General features: G+C 56.4%; 13 protein-coding genes. 6 read left to right on the top strand and 7 right to left on the bottom strand.

The window, feature by feature from the left end:
• Window positions 1-28: 28 nt before the first annotated feature.
• Window positions 29-901: an alpha/beta hydrolase gene (locus tag CTZ24_RS00710; protein ID WP_021183768.1), complete on the top strand. Its 873-nt coding sequence runs from the start codon at window positions 29-31 to the stop codon at window positions 899-901.
• Window positions 902-904: 3 nt separating this feature from the next.
• On the opposite strand, the gene CTZ24_RS00705 is transcribed toward CTZ24_RS00710, so the two are convergent.
• The 6 genes from CTZ24_RS00705 to bcsE all read right to left on the bottom strand — a co-directional run bounded on the left by CTZ24_RS00705 (window position 905) and on the right by bcsE (window position 9,821).
• Window positions 905-2,413, bottom strand: a complete 1,509-nt coding sequence (locus tag CTZ24_RS00705) for a M16 family metallopeptidase (protein WP_021183767.1) — start codon at window positions 2,411-2,413, stop codon at window positions 905-907.
• Between the two features lie 244 nt (window positions 2,414-2,657).
• Window positions 2,658-3,944, bottom strand: coding sequence for a dicarboxylate/amino acid:cation symporter (locus tag CTZ24_RS00700; RefSeq protein WP_208724526.1), 1,287 nt, complete (start codon window positions 3,942-3,944; stop codon window positions 2,658-2,660).
• A gap of 233 nt (window positions 3,945-4,177) precedes the next feature.
• Window positions 4,178-6,190: a biofilm formation regulator HmsP gene (hmsP, locus tag CTZ24_RS00695; RefSeq protein ID WP_200864661.1), complete on the bottom strand. Its 2,013-nt coding sequence runs from the start codon at window positions 6,188-6,190 to the stop codon at window positions 4,178-4,180.
• A gap of 240 nt (window positions 6,191-6,430) precedes the next feature.
• On the bottom strand, window positions 6,431-8,086 hold the full coding sequence (bcsG, locus tag CTZ24_RS00690; RefSeq protein ID WP_208724525.1) for a cellulose biosynthesis protein BcsG: 1,656 nt from the start codon (window positions 8,084-8,086) through the stop codon (window positions 6,431-6,433).
• Window positions 8,083-8,274 (bottom strand): cellulose biosynthesis protein BcsF, encoded by a 192-nt coding sequence (bcsF, locus tag CTZ24_RS00685; protein ID WP_208724524.1) that lies wholly within the window; start codon window positions 8,272-8,274, stop codon window positions 8,083-8,085. The genes bcsG and bcsF overlap by 4 nt, the downstream gene beginning before the upstream one ends.
• Window positions 8,274-9,821: a cellulose biosynthesis protein BcsE gene (gene bcsE, locus CTZ24_RS00680; protein ID WP_208724523.1), complete on the bottom strand. Its 1,548-nt coding sequence runs from the start codon at window positions 9,819-9,821 to the stop codon at window positions 8,274-8,276. The genes bcsF and bcsE overlap by 1 nt, the downstream gene beginning before the upstream one ends.
• A gap of 197 nt (window positions 9,822-10,018) precedes the next feature.
• On the opposite strand from bcsE, the gene bcsR reads away from it, so the two are divergent.
• From bcsR to bcsC, 5 genes are read left to right on the top strand one after another with little or no spacing between them, the layout of a single operon-like run.
• Entirely contained in the window at window positions 10,019-10,213 is a 195-nt protein-coding gene (gene bcsR, locus CTZ24_RS00675) for a cellulose biosynthesis protein BcsR (protein WP_021183761.1), read from the top strand.
• A complete protein-coding gene (gene bcsQ, locus CTZ24_RS00670; protein ID WP_208724522.1) occupies window positions 10,213-10,944 on the top strand; it encodes a cellulose biosynthesis protein BcsQ in 732 nt (243 codons plus the stop codon). Before bcsR ends, bcsQ begins: the two co-directional genes overlap by 1 nt.
• Window positions 10,941-13,550, top strand: coding sequence for a UDP-forming cellulose synthase catalytic subunit (gene bcsA, locus CTZ24_RS00665; protein ID WP_208724521.1), 2,610 nt, complete (start codon window positions 10,941-10,943; stop codon window positions 13,548-13,550). The genes bcsQ and bcsA overlap by 4 nt, the downstream gene beginning before the upstream one ends.
• A 15-nt stretch (window positions 13,551-13,565) precedes the next feature.
• The gene (gene bcsB, locus CTZ24_RS00660) at window positions 13,566-15,863 is read left to right on the top strand and encodes a cellulose biosynthesis cyclic di-GMP-binding regulatory protein BcsB (RefSeq protein ID WP_036625822.1); all 2,298 of its coding nucleotides are present in this window, start codon (window positions 13,566-13,568) and stop codon (window positions 15,861-15,863) included.
• Window positions 15,856-19,347 (top strand): cellulose synthase complex outer membrane protein BcsC, encoded by a 3,492-nt coding sequence (bcsC, locus tag CTZ24_RS00655; RefSeq protein WP_208724520.1) that lies wholly within the window; start codon window positions 15,856-15,858, stop codon window positions 19,345-19,347. The genes bcsB and bcsC overlap by 8 nt, the downstream gene beginning before the upstream one ends.
• A gap of 138 nt (window positions 19,348-19,485) precedes the next feature.
• On the opposite strand, the gene CTZ24_RS00650 is transcribed toward bcsC, so the two are convergent.
• Window positions 19,486-19,723, bottom strand: a 238-nt coding sequence (locus tag CTZ24_RS00650) for a transposase (RefSeq protein WP_208724519.1), incomplete at its 5' end; no start/stop codon positions are given.

The following is a 19,723-nucleotide window of genomic DNA, read 5'->3' as shown; positions in this document are numbered from 1 at the left end:
GACAACATGATTCGCTCAGGACCGATTTATGCACACAGAAATTATTAATATCTGGCCGCACGGTGATGCACCGGGTGCCAGCGACTCACGCGCACAGCCGCAGATTGTCGATCTCGCCAAAGAATATGAACCCTATGATCGTGCTGCCACCGGAGTACGCTGCCCGGAGATGGCTATCTGGCACCCCGAAAACTCCAACGGTATTACGCTATTGGTGGCTCCGGGCGGCGGTTATCAACGGGTGTTGATCGATCGCGAGGGCAGCGCACTGGCGACGTTCTTTACCTCAATGGGTTACACACTGGCGGTCATGACCTACCGTTTACCTTACGACGGTCATCACGAAGGCCCGGATGCGCCGCTAGCCGATGCGCAGCGTGCCGTGCGGGTACTGCGCGATCGGGCGCAGCGTGCGATGAACGGCAAATATATCGTGATGATGGGTTTCTCCGCCGGTGGCCATGTTGCCGCCAGCCTCGGCACGCGGTTTTCTGAGAAAATCTACCCGGTGCAGGATCAGGCTGACAGCCTCTCGCCCCGACCTGACGCGATGGTGCTGATTTATCCGGTGATCAGCATGCGTGACGGGCTGGCCCATGAAAGTACCCGCACCCGGCTATTGGGTGCCTGGCCGGATCAAAAAACCATAGATGCCTATTCGCTGGAAACACGGGTGCATAGCCAGACGCCGCCGACGCTGCTGATCCACGCGGCTGACGATGAAACGGTATCAATCAATAACAGCATGGTGTTCTTCAGCGCGCTGCGCGAACACAGCGTACCGGCAGAAATCCACTTTTATCAGAAAGGCGGCCACGGATTTGGCATCCGTGGCGTGGCGGATTTGCCCTTAGCCAGTTGGCCGATGCTGGTGACCGAGTGGCTGCGGGCAAAAACCTGAGGCTTATGACGATGGCGGGGCCAGCTCACTGCTGCTGGCATTGCCGTCGTTTTTGACATCATCCGGACTGGCTGGGGTGGTCGGTGTCTCTGGTGGTGTCATCACCTTATCCCAGCTTTCCTGCAACATTTTCACATTGGTTTCCGCTTCACCTTCCGGCTGGATCAACACCATCGTCAGTTCCTGGGTCAATTGCTGACGCAGTTCCTGATTAAGCTGATCACGCGTTAACCCGCCAAGAAATGACTGGCGCAGTTTTTGATATTGCTCCGGAGCGATATCTACCACCGCATTTTGCTGTGAGCGCAGACGCTGCCCCATCAAAATATCGGTGTCGGTACGTGCGTAGGTGGCGAACAACTTGTTCAGCTCCAGCAGCTTTTGCGCCATCAGCGCGTCAAACTCATCCTGCGGCAACCCTTTATCACGCACCGCCGCCAGCTCTTTTGCTACCAGATTCATATTCTGGGGCAGTGAAGCGTTAGGGCTGTCCATATTGATGGCGCACTGGGCGCGTTGATACAGCACACGACAGTCGAAGCCCACCTGAACGCTCTGCGCTTTGCTGTCGGCCAGGGCACGCTGTACATGCCAGAACAAGGCTTCACGCGCCAGATCGCTCTGCCAGTAACGCTCCAGGTTCTGCGAATCGCGAATCGGTTGCCACGGGCTGTCCCACACCAACGACAGACGATCCTGATTTATCGCCCCATTGACCAGGTTCACCGGTTGATGCGGCAACGGCGACAGCGTCGGCATTGCCGCCGGCGATGCCCGTTTACCTTGTAGCGGCGCAAAAGCTTTGTTGATCTGCTCCGCCAGACTGCGGCTGTCAACATTGCCGACCACATATAAGGTCATGGCGTCTGGCGTGTACCACTGCTGATAAAAATTCTTCAGCTGTGCGATATCGACTGGCGCGCGAGGTTGTTCGCCAGGATCGTGCGCCAGCAGCGTTGAGCCTTTCAGGCGATAGCGCCACCAGACATCCTGGGTGTTGGGCGGCCAGGTGGCGATTGGATCGGACGCGCTCAGCGCGGTCGTCACCACCTGTTCATTCAGTGCCATCTTGCCTGCGGTCGCCGACAGCCAGTTCAGTGCTTCTTTCAGCAGCTCCGGACGGTTATTCGGCAGGCTCAGATTGTATTGGGTGAAATCATATGACGATATGGCAGGCGGCAGCGGACGATGCGGATCCATCGCCTGTTGCCATAAAGCGCGTTGCTGATTGGTATCGAGCGCGGTGTTATGCACCAACGCCAGACGCGGTAACAAATGGCTGAAGCCGGTTTGTTGTGCACTCTCCACCAGCGAACCGGTGTTAACGATCAGGCGCAGCTCTATGCGGTCACTGGGACGCTGCGGCGTTGTCAGCAATTGCCAGCTAAAACCATTGTCCAGTTTGCCTTCCTGCCAGGCGGGATCAGGCTGGAGTGTTTCGGCATGCACGCCAAAACCGGATGCTGCCAACAGCAATCCGCCAACCAAAAGCCGAATTCTGGTGCCCTGCATGTGAACCCCTATCAAACAGATCAACACTCGTTATCACGGCGCGTGCGGTCGCTCAGAGGCTGACCGATGCGGCAGTTTGCCGCCACGTTTATTCTTCAACTGACTCTTTGACCACAAGATGGCCGGGATGTCGCGCAACGAGGTGAAAAACCGGGAAAAAAATCAATGGGGTTTATTATGCAAATGCCCGCTGTGAGGGCAAGTCACAGCGGGCATTTCCCGGAAAATTAACGCAATTGTCGCTTTACAGCGAAGATTCCGGTGCGTTTTTCACCTTTTTCGCTGAAGAAAGCGTCTCATTCAACTGGCGCTCGTCCAACTGACCGACCCACTTCGCCACCACCACGGTCGCCACACCATTACCGACCAGGTTAGTCAGGGCGCGCGCTTCGGACATAAAGCGGTCAATCCCCAGAATCAGCGCCAGTCCGGCCACCGGCAGATGTCCCACCGCCGACAAGGTTGCCGCCAGCACGATAAAGCCACTGCCGGTCACACCCGCCGCACCTTTCGACGACAGCAGCAGCACCACCAACAACGTGATCTGATGGATGACGTCCATATGCGCATTGGTTGCCTGCGCAATAAATACGGCGGCCATCGTCAGGTAAATGGAGGTACCGTCAAGGTTGAACGAGTAACCGGTCGGGATCACCAGACCTACTACCGATTTCTTACAGCCAAGCCGTTCCATCTTGTCCAGCATACGCGGCAACGCAGACTCCGAAGAGGACGTGCCCAGCACGATCAGCAGTTCTTCTTTGATATACGCCACGAATTTAAAGATGTTGAAACCTGCCACGCGGGCAATCAGGCCGAGCACCACCACCACGAACAAGATACAGGTGATATAGAAACAAATAATCAACTGACCGAGTTGTACCAGCGAACCGACACCGTATTTACCAATGGTGAACGCCATCGCACCAAATGCACCAATCGGGGCCAGACGCATAATCATATTGATGATGCCAAAGATGACTTTCGAGAAGCTTTCAATCACGTTGAAAATCAACGTGCCTTTGTCACCCAAACGATGCAGGGCAAAACCAAACAGAATCGCGAACAGCAGCACCTGCAAGATGTTGCCGCTGGCAAAGGCACCAATCACGCTATTGGGGATCACATCCAGCAGGAAGGCAACCACGCCCTGCTGTTCCGCCTGCTGTGCATACATGGCAACCGCTTTCGCATCCAGCGTGGCGGGGTCAATGTTCATGCCCGCGCCAGGTTGAATCACGTTGACCACAATCAGGCCAATAATCAGCGCGATGGTGCTGACAATTTCGAAATAGAGCAGCGCCACTGCGCCAGTCCGCCCAACTGCTTTCATGCTCTCCATGCCGGCAATACCGGTCACCACCGTACAAAAAATCACGGGGGCGATGATCATCTTGATCAGCTTGACGAAGCCATCTCCGAGCGGCTTCATCTGCGCGCCTAACTCAGGATAAAAATGGCCTAACAGAACGCCGATGCCAATGGCAACCAGCACCTGAAAGTAGAGGCTTTTAAACAGCGAGGTTTTCATAACAGGTGTCCAGTGAAGACGGATTTATCCGTCATTTATTTAATTTAATGATGTCATGCCATGTAGCGGGTCCGGGAAAGGCCCTGCCGACGTTGAGGAAAATAACATCCGGTTAACGCGATTAATATAGGCTTACATTCCTTACAAAAGTTACAAAACTCTAACTATGAACTGAAACGCTTCAGCAAGCGAGAGTTATGTAAATTCGCAAGGAAAATCAATAAATCAGGTGATTATTTGGTGGGTGATAGCTTGTCAAGCCAGCGTTGATTGAAGATGTTGAGCGGCAGTGCTTCAGCATACAGATAGCCCTGACCGATGGTAATACCGCGTGCCAACAGCCAGTCGCGCTGCTCGGCCGTTTCCACGCCTTCAGCAATAACATCCAGATGGATGATATCGGCGATGGCAGCCACGATACGCACCATAGTGTCATCATCCGGCAGCGCAGCAACAAAGCTGCGATCCATCTTTAACTTGTTGACCGGCAATGCTTTAAACTGATGCAGATAGTTCAGATTGGAGTAACCCATGCCGAAATCATCCAGTGCCACAGCGACACCCGTTTGCTGCAACATGCGCAGCAGCGCTATCGCCTGCTCGGCATCGCCAATCTTGGCGGTTTCGGTGATTTCCAGCACAAAGTTACCCGGCGTAATACGATGACGTTCCAGCAACCCCTGCAAATGAGTCACCACGCTGGCATCCCGTAGCTGAACCGCCGAAATATTCACGCTCAATGGGATGTTAATTCCCTGCTTCTGCCAGGCGGCGATAATGCGACACGCTTCTTCGAACACCCAGCGGCCAATCGAAGCAATCACGCCAATCTCTTCCGCGCTGGCAATAAACTCTTCCGACAATCCCCAACTACCATCCGGCTGACGCATGCGCAGCAAGGCTTCCGCTCCCGCCAGCTCACCGGTGGCCATATTGATTTGTGGTTGCAGATAAAGCGCGAACTCCTCATCCTGCAACCCCTGCAAAATGTCGTGTTCCTGGGTTAAGCGCTTTTGCGCCCGCTCGGTCAGTGCCGGATCGAAAAACAGGATCTGATTTTTACCCTGATGACGTGCCGACATCATCGCTGAAGTCGCACGATCAAGCTGCTCACTGGCGGAGATTGGGGTGTCGTCATGCAGCGCCAGACCCATGCTGGCGTTGGGACGTAACTGAAGTTGTTGCAGATTGACCGGCTGATTGATACGCAACATCAGGTTGCGCGCCAGGCGCATCGCCCGGAACGGGTTGTGCGCACGCTTCAGCAGCAACGCAAAGTCACTCGGTCCGGTTTGCGCCAGCAGCGTATGATCGTCAATCGTGCTGCGAATTTTCTCCACCAACGTCAGCATCAGGGTATCGCGCTGATCGTCACTCAGTACCCCGTTGGCTTCCTGCAACGTATCAATGCGAATCACCATCACCCCCCAGGGGTCAGGGCGATGCCGGTGATGGATATGTTGATCAAGCAGAGCCAGAAACAACGTACGATTTGGCAAATCAGTAACAGCAAAATGGGTAGTCAGTCGGCTCATCTCATCATGAATTGACTCCAGCACCTGCTGATTACGGTTATAGCTGCGAATCAACATGCCAATTTCATCATCGCGATGATTTTCCGGCAGCGTGAGTTTATGCGTCAGAATGGCCTGCGGTGGCAATTCCTGCAAATCACGCGAGATATTACGTAGCGGATGGACCACCAGCCGGTTAATACACCAGCTAATCGACACCGACAAAATCAGCGCCAGCAATAAATAGGTGGTAATCATGGTTGAAAGCGTACTCAGGATAAACTGATACACCCTTGATGAATCCGCCTGAAGGACCAGATAAGCAATCGGTTTTGGCAGCCCGGTTCGCTCAACAGAATAAAGCGGTAAGGTAATTTGCACCGGTAACTCAAATAAACGCGCCACCAGCACCGGCACCGGCTTCTCTACCTCAAAATCGGCATGCAGTGCCTGGAATGCATTGGGTAACACCACATCCGCACGCGACAAAATACCGGCGGGCTTGAGGGTGTTAAGGATATGTTCTGCCTGAGGAATATCGGCTTTCAGGACCGCTTCAGACAGCGGCTGACGCACGGTATGCGCCACATTTTCCATTTGTTGGGCGTAGTCAATCCTGCGCTGCTGCACAAAATGAAATAACTGAATGACGATAAAAATACAGATGGTAACTAACGCCACGGTGGAGACTGTGGCCATCTGCTTTATCGTTAAGGAACGACTGACGCGCAACAAAATCTCTCCTGGCAACTCTAAGCCGTGTTATCAGACAGGAAAATGCGCAGCAAGTATATCCCAGATCACGGTTTTTTTTCGCCGGGAGAAAGTCGCAAAATCGGGGTTCGCGTGGTATCAAACGACGTTATTCGGATAAATACACATCCGTAGCGACGCGATTTATCGCGTGGGTTTTGCTTCACGCGACCAAAAGATTGCGCGATAAATCACGCCGCTTCGGTGTCAGGCCATTATTTATTGCGGATACGCCACCCAATCACCGCCGTTCAGGCGAATCCACGGCTTGCCCTGATACATCATCACCACCGCGTTATCATTCTCCGACACCACTGGCGTTTGCGGCAGATTATCGGTCAACGCGGACATATTCACATTCGGCGCGTTGAACACCTGGCCATCCACCACACGGGAAATGATCTCGGAAAGCGCCAGCATGCTGGTCGGGGTATTAATTGTCAGTGGCTGGCCCTGATGCGGTGCCTTCATACCGATAAAGCTGATGCCCACCGGCACATGGGTAATCGACGGACTGGGGATATCGCGTAGACCTGACATCTGCATCTTATCGCCCTGCAATGCCGCACCATGCTCCGGCACCACCACCACCATCACGCGACGGCCCGATTTCTCCAGATTGGTCAGGAAAGTATCGAGCTGGTCAAACAGCATTTTAGCGCGCGGTTGCCAGGCGGCCGTGCGCGTACTGCCCAGTTCACGGACGCCATCATGCAACGGAATCAGGTTATAGAAAGTGGCGCTGCGTGCATCGTTACTTTTGCTGCGGTCATCCAGCCAGCGCTGCAATAGCTGACCATCATTGTAGATTGGCGAGCTGTCAAACGAGGTCAGTTCTGGCGCGATACCCGCCTGCGACATTAACGGGGCCTGGATATTCCCGTCCTCGCGCATCTCTTTCAGATAGTTGCCGAAGACACCGTTGTGATCCATCACCAGCTCCTGCTTAAAGCCCAGCTTCGCAAGATTATCAAACAGATAGCATCGCTGATCGGCGGGTTTATACAGATCGCTGTGCGAGGTCTGCCCGCAGCTGGCACGCAACAGGCGAATCCCTGCCGGGCCACTGTAACCGGTGGCCGAATTGTAGTTATCCAGCATGATATCGAAGTGGTGCCACAACGGATGATTCCGCAGTTGCGCCACATCCAGATCCGACCAGGACAGCGAACAAATATTCAGCACCAGAATATCGAACGGCTGCGAATCGCCGGGCAGGCTATCCGGGAAATGGGTCACGCGCTGCCGCTCACTGTCATAAAAACGGTTAAGCCACGCGGTGAGGTTGGCACTGGTGGGTGCAGCAGATTGATCGAGCACATCGGGCGTTTTACCGGCCACAGCCGGTTGATCATTCAACACCACTTCCGGCGTCGCAGCTTTGCCCGGCAGCAAATTAAAGGATGGCCCGGCAATGGTAACGATGTTCAGCCAAATCAACAGCAGCGACACCAGCACCGTAATGCGAATCCATTGCGCGACAAACAGATACAGCACCAACAGCACAAAGGCGGCGCCGATCATCTCCCAGTTGATAAAGCGATCGAGCAGGTCCAACAGGTAAGCGGTCGAAAACCCCGCAACCTGATCGCCCTGACTGAGAATCGAGCTAAGACCAGGTAGCCAGGTGTCGTGCCAGAACAGACCAAAGCCAATCGGCAGTGACACCCAGTTACGCAGCCGATGCCAGCGCTGCGAGGGTAGCGGGAACAGCAGAAAGGCAAGAAACACCAGATTGCTCAGGGCGTGAAAGTTCAGGTAGCCATACCACAGCAACCCAAACTTCAGCAGAAAATAGAAGTTCCAGCCGCCAAGGCCACGCCACCAGGAGCCGTGCAGCGACCAGCCGCTTGCCGAAGATTTTTTATCGCTCATGACGGTTTTCTATCCGTTTTCGTCGTATTCCGTTGCCAGACTCCCTCGGACTTCAGCGCACGAGCCGGAAGCAGGCGCATCAGCAGGCTGTTGCTACTACGCGGCAGCCAGCGCACCAACAGGGATTTGAGAAATAGCAGAATCAGTAGCAGCAGGATGATGACCTGCACCCAATCCATTAGTGTCATCAGGACTGCGCTCCATCAATATTCAGGGTAATCGGCTGAGGAAGTGGTGCCGCGCGTTCATGCGACACCGGGTCTGGCGCTGTTGCAGCCAGGGTCACCGGCTCCACCGGCAGATCCTGGTGCGTCACCGGTGTCAGCTGACTGATTTTATTCACTTCCGATACGATTTGGTTGTCTTCGAACCACACCATGCGATTGCTGAACAACTCGTCATGCGGCAGCGAGAAAATGGATTTCAACGCAATGTCCAAATCGTTAAAACGGCATGAGGAGAGGAACAGGTAGAGACGATCATCCAACTGCGTCACCAGGTCACCGAAACGGCGCGGTTTACACAACGTCAACACCTGTTCCGGCTTCAGCTGCGGCACCGGGCGCAGCGCGACCATCAAACCTTTATCGTTTTCCGGTAACAGCGTGTTTTTCATCAGCTTCTGTACCGCGCCACAAAACGCATTCAATGGCAGAAAACCGCGCTGCTGCAACGGCTGTAAAGCCTGCATCAACGCAGGCAAGTCAGCGGGCACATGACGGGTAAACTGCTGCCCCTGAATCCCTTCCAGCGTGGTAAGGAAGCGCGACAAAGTTGCCGCCGTGGGCACAATTGCATTGATGCCGCAGGCCAGCAGCAGGCGCTCATCGCTGTATCGCAAGCTGGTATTCATCTCGCGTACGACAATCTTCAGCGCGTTACCACGCGAGCGTCGCAGGCTATGGACCATTTTTGCCAGGGCGTTGATATCATGGTTATTTGCCAGGCTAAAGATCACCGTCGCGGCGTTGGCCTGTTGCGCGCGCGAGTAAACCCCATCATTGTCGCTAAACAATTGCCACTGCGCGGAAAAAGGTGGAGCGCCTTCCAGCACGCCCTGCTCGGCAAGAAATTGATTCTCATCGTTCAGGCTGAGCGGAATATTTTGTTCCTCTTCGCTGGCAGCAATAAACTGATTTTCGATGTAATTCAGGCGAATCGCGCGATCCGCTAACAGTTGGTCAGCGGAATACCACCAGTTAATGCGATATTGCCAGCTATCCTGTTGATAATCTAAATGAGCGACACCATCAATCTGGCGAAAATAACGCTGGAGATAATTCCGCAGGTTAATTATTGATGTGCCAGAAGTTATCATCAGCAGCGTCATGTTTTTTTCAATTAACTGACGACGCATGCGCTTCAGCCAAATCGCCAGTTCTTCCTGCGATAATTTAACCCAATGTGCGGCGTTGCTATAAAACAACACCAGACCACTGCGCTTATTCATTACACGCGCAAAATCTCCTTGCAGTTGTTGCAGGGAGAGTTTATTGGCCGGCAACGAAAATAAAGGAATACGCGCCGGGCCACCGGTCGGATCGGGCGTCAGCAATGCCTGCGGTTTTTCGTCTGAGCTAATCAGTGTGGCAGCCTGTTGCTGGCTTATCACCTGACGCAGAAACGATCGCGCATCCTCCTGCCGCTGGCAGGTGATCCAGTAAAGTCCGGGCGTTTGCAGTGTAATTAATTCCTGTTGAACCTGTTGCAGGCCGAGCGCATAGTGATTTTTCATATTAGATTCGCGATCTGTACAACCCAGGCTAGTTTATTATAGACGGCGACGATTGGAACTGCTGAAATAAAAAAACGTTGAACTAACTCAAAACGCATTGATCTGTGCGGGTGTTTATCGTTTTCGCCAACGTTAAACTTATATCAATAAATATAATCGTAACTCTTCGATTGTCGTTTTTAGCTGGCAAAAAAGTAATGAAAACAGAAAATGCCTTTTCGCTGGTATCGCGAACCCGTGAAGAACAGGATGACATTAATACCTTAAGTGAGGCCTTTTCATTGCAGGCGTTTCACTACATTGATATTGCCCGGGAAGAGCGCCTGAATACCCTTTTGTCACACTGGCCGCTTTTGCAGGAATTATCCGCCACTCAGGAGTCTGAACACTAATGCCGGTGATTGCTCTTCAGGGACTGCGCGGCGGCTGTGGCGCCACTGCGCTCTGCGCGGCGCTTGGCTGGGCGCTGAACGCGCTACAGGAATCGGTGCTGGTGCTCGATCTTTCCCCTGCGAATCAACTGGCTACCCACTTCAACTTGCCAGTGAATCATGACGCCGGATGGATGCCCGCCCTGCTCAATCAGCAGCCCTGGCAACAGACTGCACAGCGTTACCGCCCGGGGTTAGATTTCTTACCTTTTGGCGCAACAACCCATCAGCAGACATTAAGTATTCGCAGCTTCGACGAAAAATTTGCTGAACCGTTGCTTAATGCTTTCGCTACGCTCAAATCTCAGTACCGCTGGTTGTTGTTGGATTTACCGGCAGACGTGTCTCCCTGGCACCTGCCGTTCCTGCACAGCGCAGACCAGGTGCTTCAGATACTCACCCCTGATGCCAACTGTCAGCTGCGTCTGCATCACCCGCGTTTTCTGCCGCACACGTTGTTTTTGATCAACCAGTTCAATGCCAACAGCAAGCTACAGCAGGATTTGCATCAACTGTGGATTAGCTCACTGCGCAACCTGATTCCGCAGGTCATTCATCGCGATGAAGCGCTGGCGGAAGCGCTGATGATGAAACAACCGCTGGCTGAATATCGCCCGCACGCGCTTGCCAGTGAAGAGGTCAACACCCTGGCAAACTGGCTGTTGCTCAATGTGGCCGGGGCAGGCAAATGAATCCGCTACGCTGGCTGCTCATCCCGCAGGCGTGGCAGGCGTTGCAACAACGCGCCCGCCAGGCGCGTCGCCATGGCACACCCTGGCCGACCCTCATCCTGCATTTGATGTGGTGCATCCTTGCCTGGTCACTGCTGCGACTGGAGACACCGGGTTGGCAGCGCATCCTGCAACAACGTCATCGCTACTTCCCGCAAATCTCCCTGCAACGCCCGCGTCCGCTCGATGTGCTGCGCTATGCACTGCAAAGCCTGTGGCTGTTGCTGGTCTTGCCGCTCGACGATAGCGAACGCAGTGAGCGTAAACGCTTCAATAACGCCTTTAAGCCGCTGTTCCGCTGGCGTCGACAACTCTATCAATGGTTGGGCGCGCTGCCATTGCAGTTGAAAAAACGTGGCGTCATCCGACGCAGCGAACAGCGTCTGCAACGGTTGCCACCACGCGCACGCCAGTTGTTGTTTATCACCGCCGCCATTGCTGCCAGCCTGCTGGCGTTGCTGTGTATCTCGCAACCTTTCGGCATCATGACGCAGTTTGTCTTCGTGCTACTGCTGTGGGGGCTGGCGATGCTGGTTCGCCGCGTACCGGGGCGGCTCTCCACCATCATGCTGATCGTGCTGTCGCTCACCGTCTCCTGCCGCTATTTGTGGTGGCGCTACACCGAAACCCTCAACTGGGACGATCCGATTAGCCTCGCCTTCGGCTTGCTGCTGATTGGCGCGGAAACCTATTCGTGGACGGTGCTGGTGCTGGGCTATTTCCAGACGCTGTGGCCGCTCAACCGCCATCCACTGTCGATGCCAGAGGAGATCACCGTCTGGCCGAGCGTGGATATTCTGGTGCCCACTTATAACGAACCGCTCAGTGTGGTGAAACCGACCATCTACGCCGCGATGGGTATCGACTGGCCGCGCGATAAGCTGAATATCTATATTCTCGATGACGGCACACGCGACGAATTCCGCGAGTTTGCCGCCAGTGTCGGGGTGCAGTATGTGGTGCGTCCCACGCATGAACACGCCAAAGCGGGCAATATCAACCATGCGCTGAAAACCCGTTGCCAGAGCGAATATGTGGCGATTTTCGACTGCGACCATGTGCCGACGCGTTCGTTTCTGCAAATGACGATGGGCTGGTTCCTGAAAGATAAACAGCTGGCGATGTTGCAGACGCCGCATCACTTCTTCTCGCCGGATCCCTTCGAGCGCAACCTCGGCCGCTTCCGCCAGACGCCAAATGAAGGCTCACTGTTTTACGGCCTGGTGCAGGATGGCAATGACACCTGGGATGCGGCGTTTTTCTGCGGCTCCTGTGCCGTTCTGCGCCGCAATGCGCTGGATGAGATTGGCGGCATTGCGGTCGAAACCGTGACGGAAGATGCGCACACCTCATTGCGTCTGCATCGTCGCGGCTATACCTCGGCCTATATCCGCATTCCACAGGCGGCGGGTCTGGCTACTGAAAGTCTGTCGGCGCATATCGGTCAGCGCATCCGCTGGGCGCGCGGCATGGTACAGATTTTCCGACTGGATAACCCGCTGTTTGGCAAAGGCTTAAAACTGGTGCAGCGCCTGTGTTATGCCAACGCCATGCTGCATTTCCTCGCGGGGATTCCACGGCTGATTTTCCTGCTGGCACCGCTGGCATTCCTGCTGTGCCACGCCTACATCATCTATGCCCCGGCACTGGCGATCGCTATTTATGTGTTGCCCCATATGCTGCACACCAGCCTGACCAACTCACGCATTCAGGGCCGCTGGCGTCACTCCTTCTGGAGTGAAGTGTATGAAACGGTGCTGGCCTGGTACATCGCCCGACCGACCACGGTAGCGCTGTTCAATCCGCACAAAGGCAAATTCAACGTGACCGCCAAGGGTGGACTGGTCGAGAAACGCCATCTCGACTGGGTGATCACCAAACCCTATATGTTCCTGGTGCTGCTGAATCTGGCGGGGATTGTGATGGCCTTCTGGCGCATGGCTTACGGCCCATCCAATGAAATCCTGACCATCTGGGTCAGTCTGATTTGGGTGATCTACAACATGGTCATCCTCGGTGGTGCCGTGGCGGTGTCGGTAGAGGCCCGGCAGATTCGCGAAGCGCACCGTGTCGAGATCGCCATGCCTGCCGCCATTGCACGCGAAGATGGTCATATGGTGCCCTGCACGCTGCGCGACTACTCGGACGGTGGCGTTGGTGTTGAGCTGCGCGAAGCAGATGCGTTGCAAGAGGATGAACCGGTGTGGCTGCTGCTGCGCCGCGGTCAGCAGGAGTTCAGTTTCCCCTGCCAGGTACAACGCGTCTTTGGCCGCCGCGCCGGTATCCGCCTGCATCAGCTATCCACTGAACAACACATTGAATTTATTCAGTGTACCTTTGCCCGCGCCGATACCTGGGCGCTGTGGCAGGACGGTTTCCCGGAAGACAAACCGGTACAAAGCCTCGCCGACATTATGGTACTGGGCTTTAAAGGTTACCTGCGTCTGGCGGAGTACGGCCCAACGCCGCTGCGTCGTTTATTCAGCCTGCTCACCACGCTGGTGCACTGGCTGGCCTCACTGCTGCCACAACAACCTGGCCGCGTGAAAATAGAAAACACTCATTAAGTTGATGATATGACCATGACGAAAAAACTGAGTTGGTTCACCGCCCTGCTCCTGAGCACCGCTACACTGGCTCAGGCTGCCCCGCAACCAGCTGCTCCGATTGCGCCCCAGGCGGCGGCACAAAGCCCTCTGCCAGTGGTGAGCGACCAGACACTGCCGGGTGCACCGCTGCGCGACAGCCAACTGCTGTTCAACCTGGTCGCGCCGCCACCGGGTAGCATGACGTTGCGCGGCACCGGTCCGACCGGTCAGATTGAGTTTGGCGTGCGCAGTGATGAGGTGGTGACGCGCGCGCTACTCACCCTCAACTATCGTCCGTCACCGGCGTTAATCCCGACGCTGTCGCAACTTAAGGTATATCTCAACGATGAACTGGTCAGCCTGATCACCATCACCGCCGATCAGCTCGGCAAAGAGAATCAGACTCAACTGGCGATTGATCCGCGCTTTATCACTGACTTCAACCGCGTGCGGCTGGAACTGGTCGGCCATTACGCCAACGTGTGTGAAAACCCGGCCAACAGCACCATCTGGCTGGATATCGGCAAGGAGAGCAAGCTCGACCTGACGCTGCAAAAACTGCCGCTGAAAAACGATCTGTCGCACTTCCCGGAGCCTTTCTTCGACAGCCGCGACAGCCGACCGCTGCAACTGCCGATGGTATTCAGCGCCGCACCTGACCTGCAACAACAACGTGCCGCCGCGATTCTCGCCTCGTATTTTGGCAGCAAGGCGCAATGGCGCGGCCAGACCTTCCCGGTGCTGTATAACCAACTGCCAAAAGAACAACACGCGGTGGTATTCGCCACTAACGATCAGCGTCCTGATTTCCTGAAGGAGATGCCGCCTGTACAAAAACCGACGGTGATGATGGTCAGCCAGCCGGAGAATCCGTATGAGAAGATGCTGCTGATTCTCGGTCGCGACGACAAAGATTTGCTGACCGCCGTCGAAGGCATTGCCCAGGGCGAGCTGCTGCTGCGCGGTGATACCTCAACGGTGGATGACGTCAAATTACTGGCTCCGCGTAAAGCCTATGACGCGCCGAACTGGGTACGCACCGACCGACGGACCACCTTTGCCGAGCTGACGCAGTACCAAAACCAACTGCAATCCGACGGCCTGCAACCCAACCCGATCGCGCTGACGCTCAACCTGCCGCCGGATCTGTTCCTGGTACGTGCTCGCGGCATCGATATGGACCTGATTTATCGCTACACCTCGCCGATGCAGCAGGATGGATCGCGCCTGGCGGTACACCTGAATAATCAGTTTATGCAGGACTATCCGTTGATGCCGAAGGACACCGGCGGCAAGCAACTGCTGCATATCCCGCTGATTCAGGGCTTGCAGGACAGCAGCCGCCAGCTGACCATTCCGGCGCTGCGCCTTGGCGTGGTCAACCAACTGCGTTTTGACTTTGATTACGCCAACACCTTTATTGGCGGTACTGCCGATGGCCGTTGCGAAACCGTCACCGCCGTCGGCCATCATGTGGTGATTGACGATCATTCCAGCATCGATTTCTCCGGCTATCGCCACTACATCGAAATGCCATCGCTGGCCGCGTACGCCAACGCCGGTTTCCCTTATAGCCGCTACGCCGACATGGCGCAGTCGCTGGTGCTGGTACAACCAAAACCAGGCAGCAACGAAGTGACCACCTTGCTGAATGCGCTGGGCAGCATCGGTGCGCAAACTGGCTATCCGGCGTTGCGCGTGCAAATGAGCGACGACTGGAGCAAAGCCAAAAGCAGCGACGCCGATCTGCTGATGATCGGCAGCATCCCGGCCGATCTCCAGGATGACCGCAAGATCAATGCGCTGGTTGAGGCGGCCCGTAGCTGGATCAACATGCCAGCACGCCCCATCGCCGCACCTAACGTCCCGGTTTCTGCCAGCGATCGCGCTGTCGAAAGTCAGACCACCATCAGTTCACGCGGCCCGCTGGGCGTGATTGTCGGCTTCCAGTCGCCGTTCTTTGATCAACGTAGCGTGGTCGCCTTGCTGGCCGACAGCCCGCGTGGTTGGGATCTGCTCAACAACGCGATGCAGGATAGCGGCAAACGCGCGGCGATTTTCGGTTCGGCTTCGATCATTCGCGAGTCTGGTGTCTACAGCCTGCGGGTTGGCGATACCTATTTCGTCGGTCATCTGCCGTGGTGGGAGCGTCTGTGGAATATGCTGGCAACGCATCCGGTCTGGCTGGCGCTGTGTGCTGTGGTGGTAGTGCTGCTGTTTGCCCTGATGGCATGGCGTCTGATGCGTATGGTGAGCCGCCGTCGTCTGGCAGAAGAATACGACGATGAATAAAGCGCGCGCGCTGCGGTTCGGGCTGCTGCTCAGCACCACGCTGGGGATGCTGGCGGGCGCGGTCGCCGCGCCCGCCGGTCCACAGGTTTCGCCGGTCGAATGGCTACTGATGCAGATCCGCACCGGCGAGTCGACCAACAAGTATGACCTGGTGCAGCAATCGCTCTACCGGCTGGAAAAAATCGATCCTGACAACCCGCAGGTGCTGGCGGCGCAAATCCGCATGGCGCTGCGTCAGGGCGATCTGGCGAAGGCACAAACGTTACTGGATGAACTGAAACGTGTGGCACCGCAATCCGCCGCCGCCCATGAATCCGAAGCCGGTATGAAACTGATGTCAGCCGAAGGCCGTCAGCAGTTGCAACAAGCCCGACTGCTGGCGGCCGCGGGTCACATAGCGGAAGCGAAAGAAGCGTGGGACGCGCTGTTTCACGGCGTGTTCCCGGATGTGAACACCGAACTGGAATACTGGCAACTGGTGGCGCGTCTGCCCGGTCAGCAGCAGACGGCCTATCGCCAATTACAGGCGCTGGAACAACGCTACCCCGGTAATATCGGCGTGGAGCTACAACTGGCGCGCATGGCCTTTGATAACAATCAGCCAGCCGCAGCGCTAACGCAACTGCGCAACCTCGCCAAGCGCGATGGTGGCCGCGATGCCGCTTCAGAACTCTGGCTACAGCAGATCCAGAATCAGCCCGTCAGCGACCAGAGTGTCGCCAGCCTGCAACAATATCTCACCGTATTTACCTCTGGCGATGCACAACAACGTGGACAGGAGGAGCTGGCGCGGCAGCAAAAACTGCTGGCCGATCCAGCCTGGCGGCAGCGCATGCGCGGGCTGGCGCTGGTTGATGCCGGAGGCGGCGCAGGGGCGATTGCCTCCCTCAGCGCGGCGCTAAAAGCCACGCCTGATGATGCCGAACTGATGGGGGCGATGGGCCAGGCCCAGGCGCGCGCCAACAACCGTGCTGCGGCCATTATGTGGTTAGAAAAAGCCATCAAACACGGTCAGGCCAGCACCCAGGTGGGGAAATGGCAGTCGTTGCTGCAAACCAACCGTTACTGGCTGGCAATCAACAATGGTGATAACGCGCTGAAAAAAGGCGATCTCAATGGGGCGGAACGTCAGTATCGCAACGCCCAGGTGATTGATAACAGCGACAGTTGGGCGCTGATCGGACTCGGCGATGTGGCGCAGGCGCGCCATAACGAGGCCCAGGCCGAACGCTACTGGCAACTGGCGCTGCGCATTGATCGTGGTAACACCACGGCGGTGCGCCGCCTGGCGGGTTTATACCAGCAACAATCCCCGGCGCGGGCGATGGCGTTTATCAACGCCCTGCCCGCCGCCCAGCAACGCGGATTAGCCGACACGCTGCGTACTCTGCGTAGCGATAGCCTGCGCGCCGAAGCTGATGCGTTAGCGGAACAGGGGCAGTGGCATCAGGCGGTGGTGAAATATCGTCAGGCGGCCCAGGATACTCCCAACGATATCTGGCTGTCGTACCGTCTGGCCGGGGCGTTACGCAACAGTGGCGAAGCCGCGCAGGGGCGCACGGTGATGGAAGCGATGGTGCGCCAGCACCCGCAGGATCCGAGTGCGTTGTATGCCTGGGCGCTGTGGCTGTCTTCCGGCGATGAGGATAACGCGGCGCTGGCGGCGCTCAATCGCCTGCCGCAGGCGCGCTGGGATGACAACATGCATGAACTGGCCGATCGGCTGAATCAGCAAAAAGTCTTTGCCCGCGCCAATGCGCTACGCGATGGCGGCAATGAAGCGGCAGCGATCGCGTTGTTAAAACAACAACCCGCCTCTTCACGCCGTGATATCACGCTGGCCGACTGGGCACTGGAGCGCGGCGATGCGCACACAGCGCTGGCGGGTTACCAGCAGGTGCTGCACCAGGATGCGCATAATAACGACGCCGCCCTCGGGCGTATTGAAGCGTTGATTGCGCTGAAACGCCCACAGGAAGCGCGTCAGGCGTTACAAAGCTTGCCGGATAGCGTGGCAGAAGAAAGTATCAACAGCGGGCGTCGGGTGGCGCTTGCCTGGCAAAACAGCGGCGACAACCTGCGGGCGCAGCGGCTATTTGACACGTTAAAAACCCGCGCCGCCCAGGAAGCGCCCTCGCAAAGTAAAGCGTTGGTGTATCGCGATGCGGCGCGGCTGGAAACCCAGTTACGCCAGCCCGCACAGGCGCAGCAGGATTACCGGCTGGCGATGGCTGCCAGCGGCATCAGCGCAACCGTGCCAGAGGATAACGACAGCTACACCCGGCTGACCCGTAATCAACCACAGGATGACTGGCTGAAGCGCGGTATTCGCAGCGATGCCGCCGATCTTTATCGCCAGCAGGACACCACCGTCACGCTGGAACAGGATTACTCGCGCGACAAGGGCACCGGTGGCCGCTCAGATTTTACTGCGCACACCACCATGTTGCAGGCGGAAACGCCGCTGGCCGATGGTCGTAGTTTTGTCCGCGTCGATCATGTGCTGGTGTCGGCAGGCACCTTTGCCACCGAAAACAACAGCCACAACGATCGCTTCGGTAGTTGTAATGATGCCAATTCCGGCGGCTGTAGCCGTGATTTCACCCAGCGCGATGAAGGTACGGCGATTGGCGTAGGCTGGCATAACGACCGCTGGTCCGGCGATATCGGTACCACGCCGCTCGGCTTTGAAGTCACCAACTGGGTAGGCGGTCTGAGCTGGAAAACCGATGTGGACGATATTGGCGTCACCCTGACGGCCTCCCGTCGCCCGATCTCCAGCTCGCTGCTGGCCTATGCGGGCGCACGCGATCCCGCCACCAACGGCGGCAAAACCTGGGGCGGCGTGGTCGCCACTGGCGGTTCGCTCGGGTTGAGTTATGACCAGGGTGGCGCGCATGGCGTCTGGGCAGATCTCAGCGCGCATCAACTGACCGGGGAAAATGTCGCAGACAACACCCGCGAACGTATGATGGCGGGTTACTACTACAAGTTGATCAACGAGGACAACCGCCGCGCCACCGTTGGCCTGAACAGTATGCTGTGGCACTACCAGAAGGATTTAAGCGATTACACCTTCGGTCAGGGTGGCTACTACAGCCCGCAGCAATATCTGTCGTTCTCGGTGCCGGTGACATATCGCCAGCGTACCGAGAACTGGTCATTTGATCTCGGCGGCTCGGTATCCTGGTCGCATTCCAAAACCGATGCGCAGCAGCGTTATCCGGTCAATCCGGGGTTTGAACTGGCGTCGAATCCCTACTCAGACAGCAGTTCCGGCAGCGGCGTGGGTTATACCCTACAGGCGATTGTGGAGCGGCGCGTAACCCCGCATTGGTTTGTCGGGGTGGCGATGGATATTCAGCAGGCGAAAGATTACACCCCAAGCCACGGCTTGCTGTATGTGCGTTATTCGATGGCGGGCTGGAACGGTGATATGGATATGCCGCCGCAACCGTTGATTCCGTATGCGGATTTTAAATGATGGGTTCGCCTGGCAGTGGTCTGGATCTGAGAAGGTTCCGCCCGCCCCATCGTCTGAAAACCAGGTGCTCTCTTAATTGCGCGATAAATCGCGCCGCTACAAATGGCAGCACGTTACCCGTAGCTACCGTCTTGAACGTCAAGCGGTAGCTGCGTAATTTTCATCCCACTTCATCCGCGTTTTCAGCACCCCGAAGCACTGATGAACCAGCTTGCGCATCACCGCTCCAAGCGCGGCCTTGCTGGCTTTGCCCTTCGCGATTAGCCTCTGGTACAGCGCCTTCGCCGGGGCATTCCACCTGATCGCTACGATCGCCGCCATATACAGTTTCGCCCTTACGTCTGCCGGGCCTGTTTTTGACATCCGCGCACGCCCC

Source organism: Pantoea phytobeneficialis, assembly GCF_009728735.1.
Taxonomy (GTDB): domain Bacteria; phylum Pseudomonadota; class Gammaproteobacteria; order Enterobacterales; family Enterobacteriaceae; genus Pantoea; species Pantoea phytobeneficialis.
Note: the sequence above shows the minus strand (reverse complement) of the source record. Positions and strands in the feature narration are given on the sequence as shown.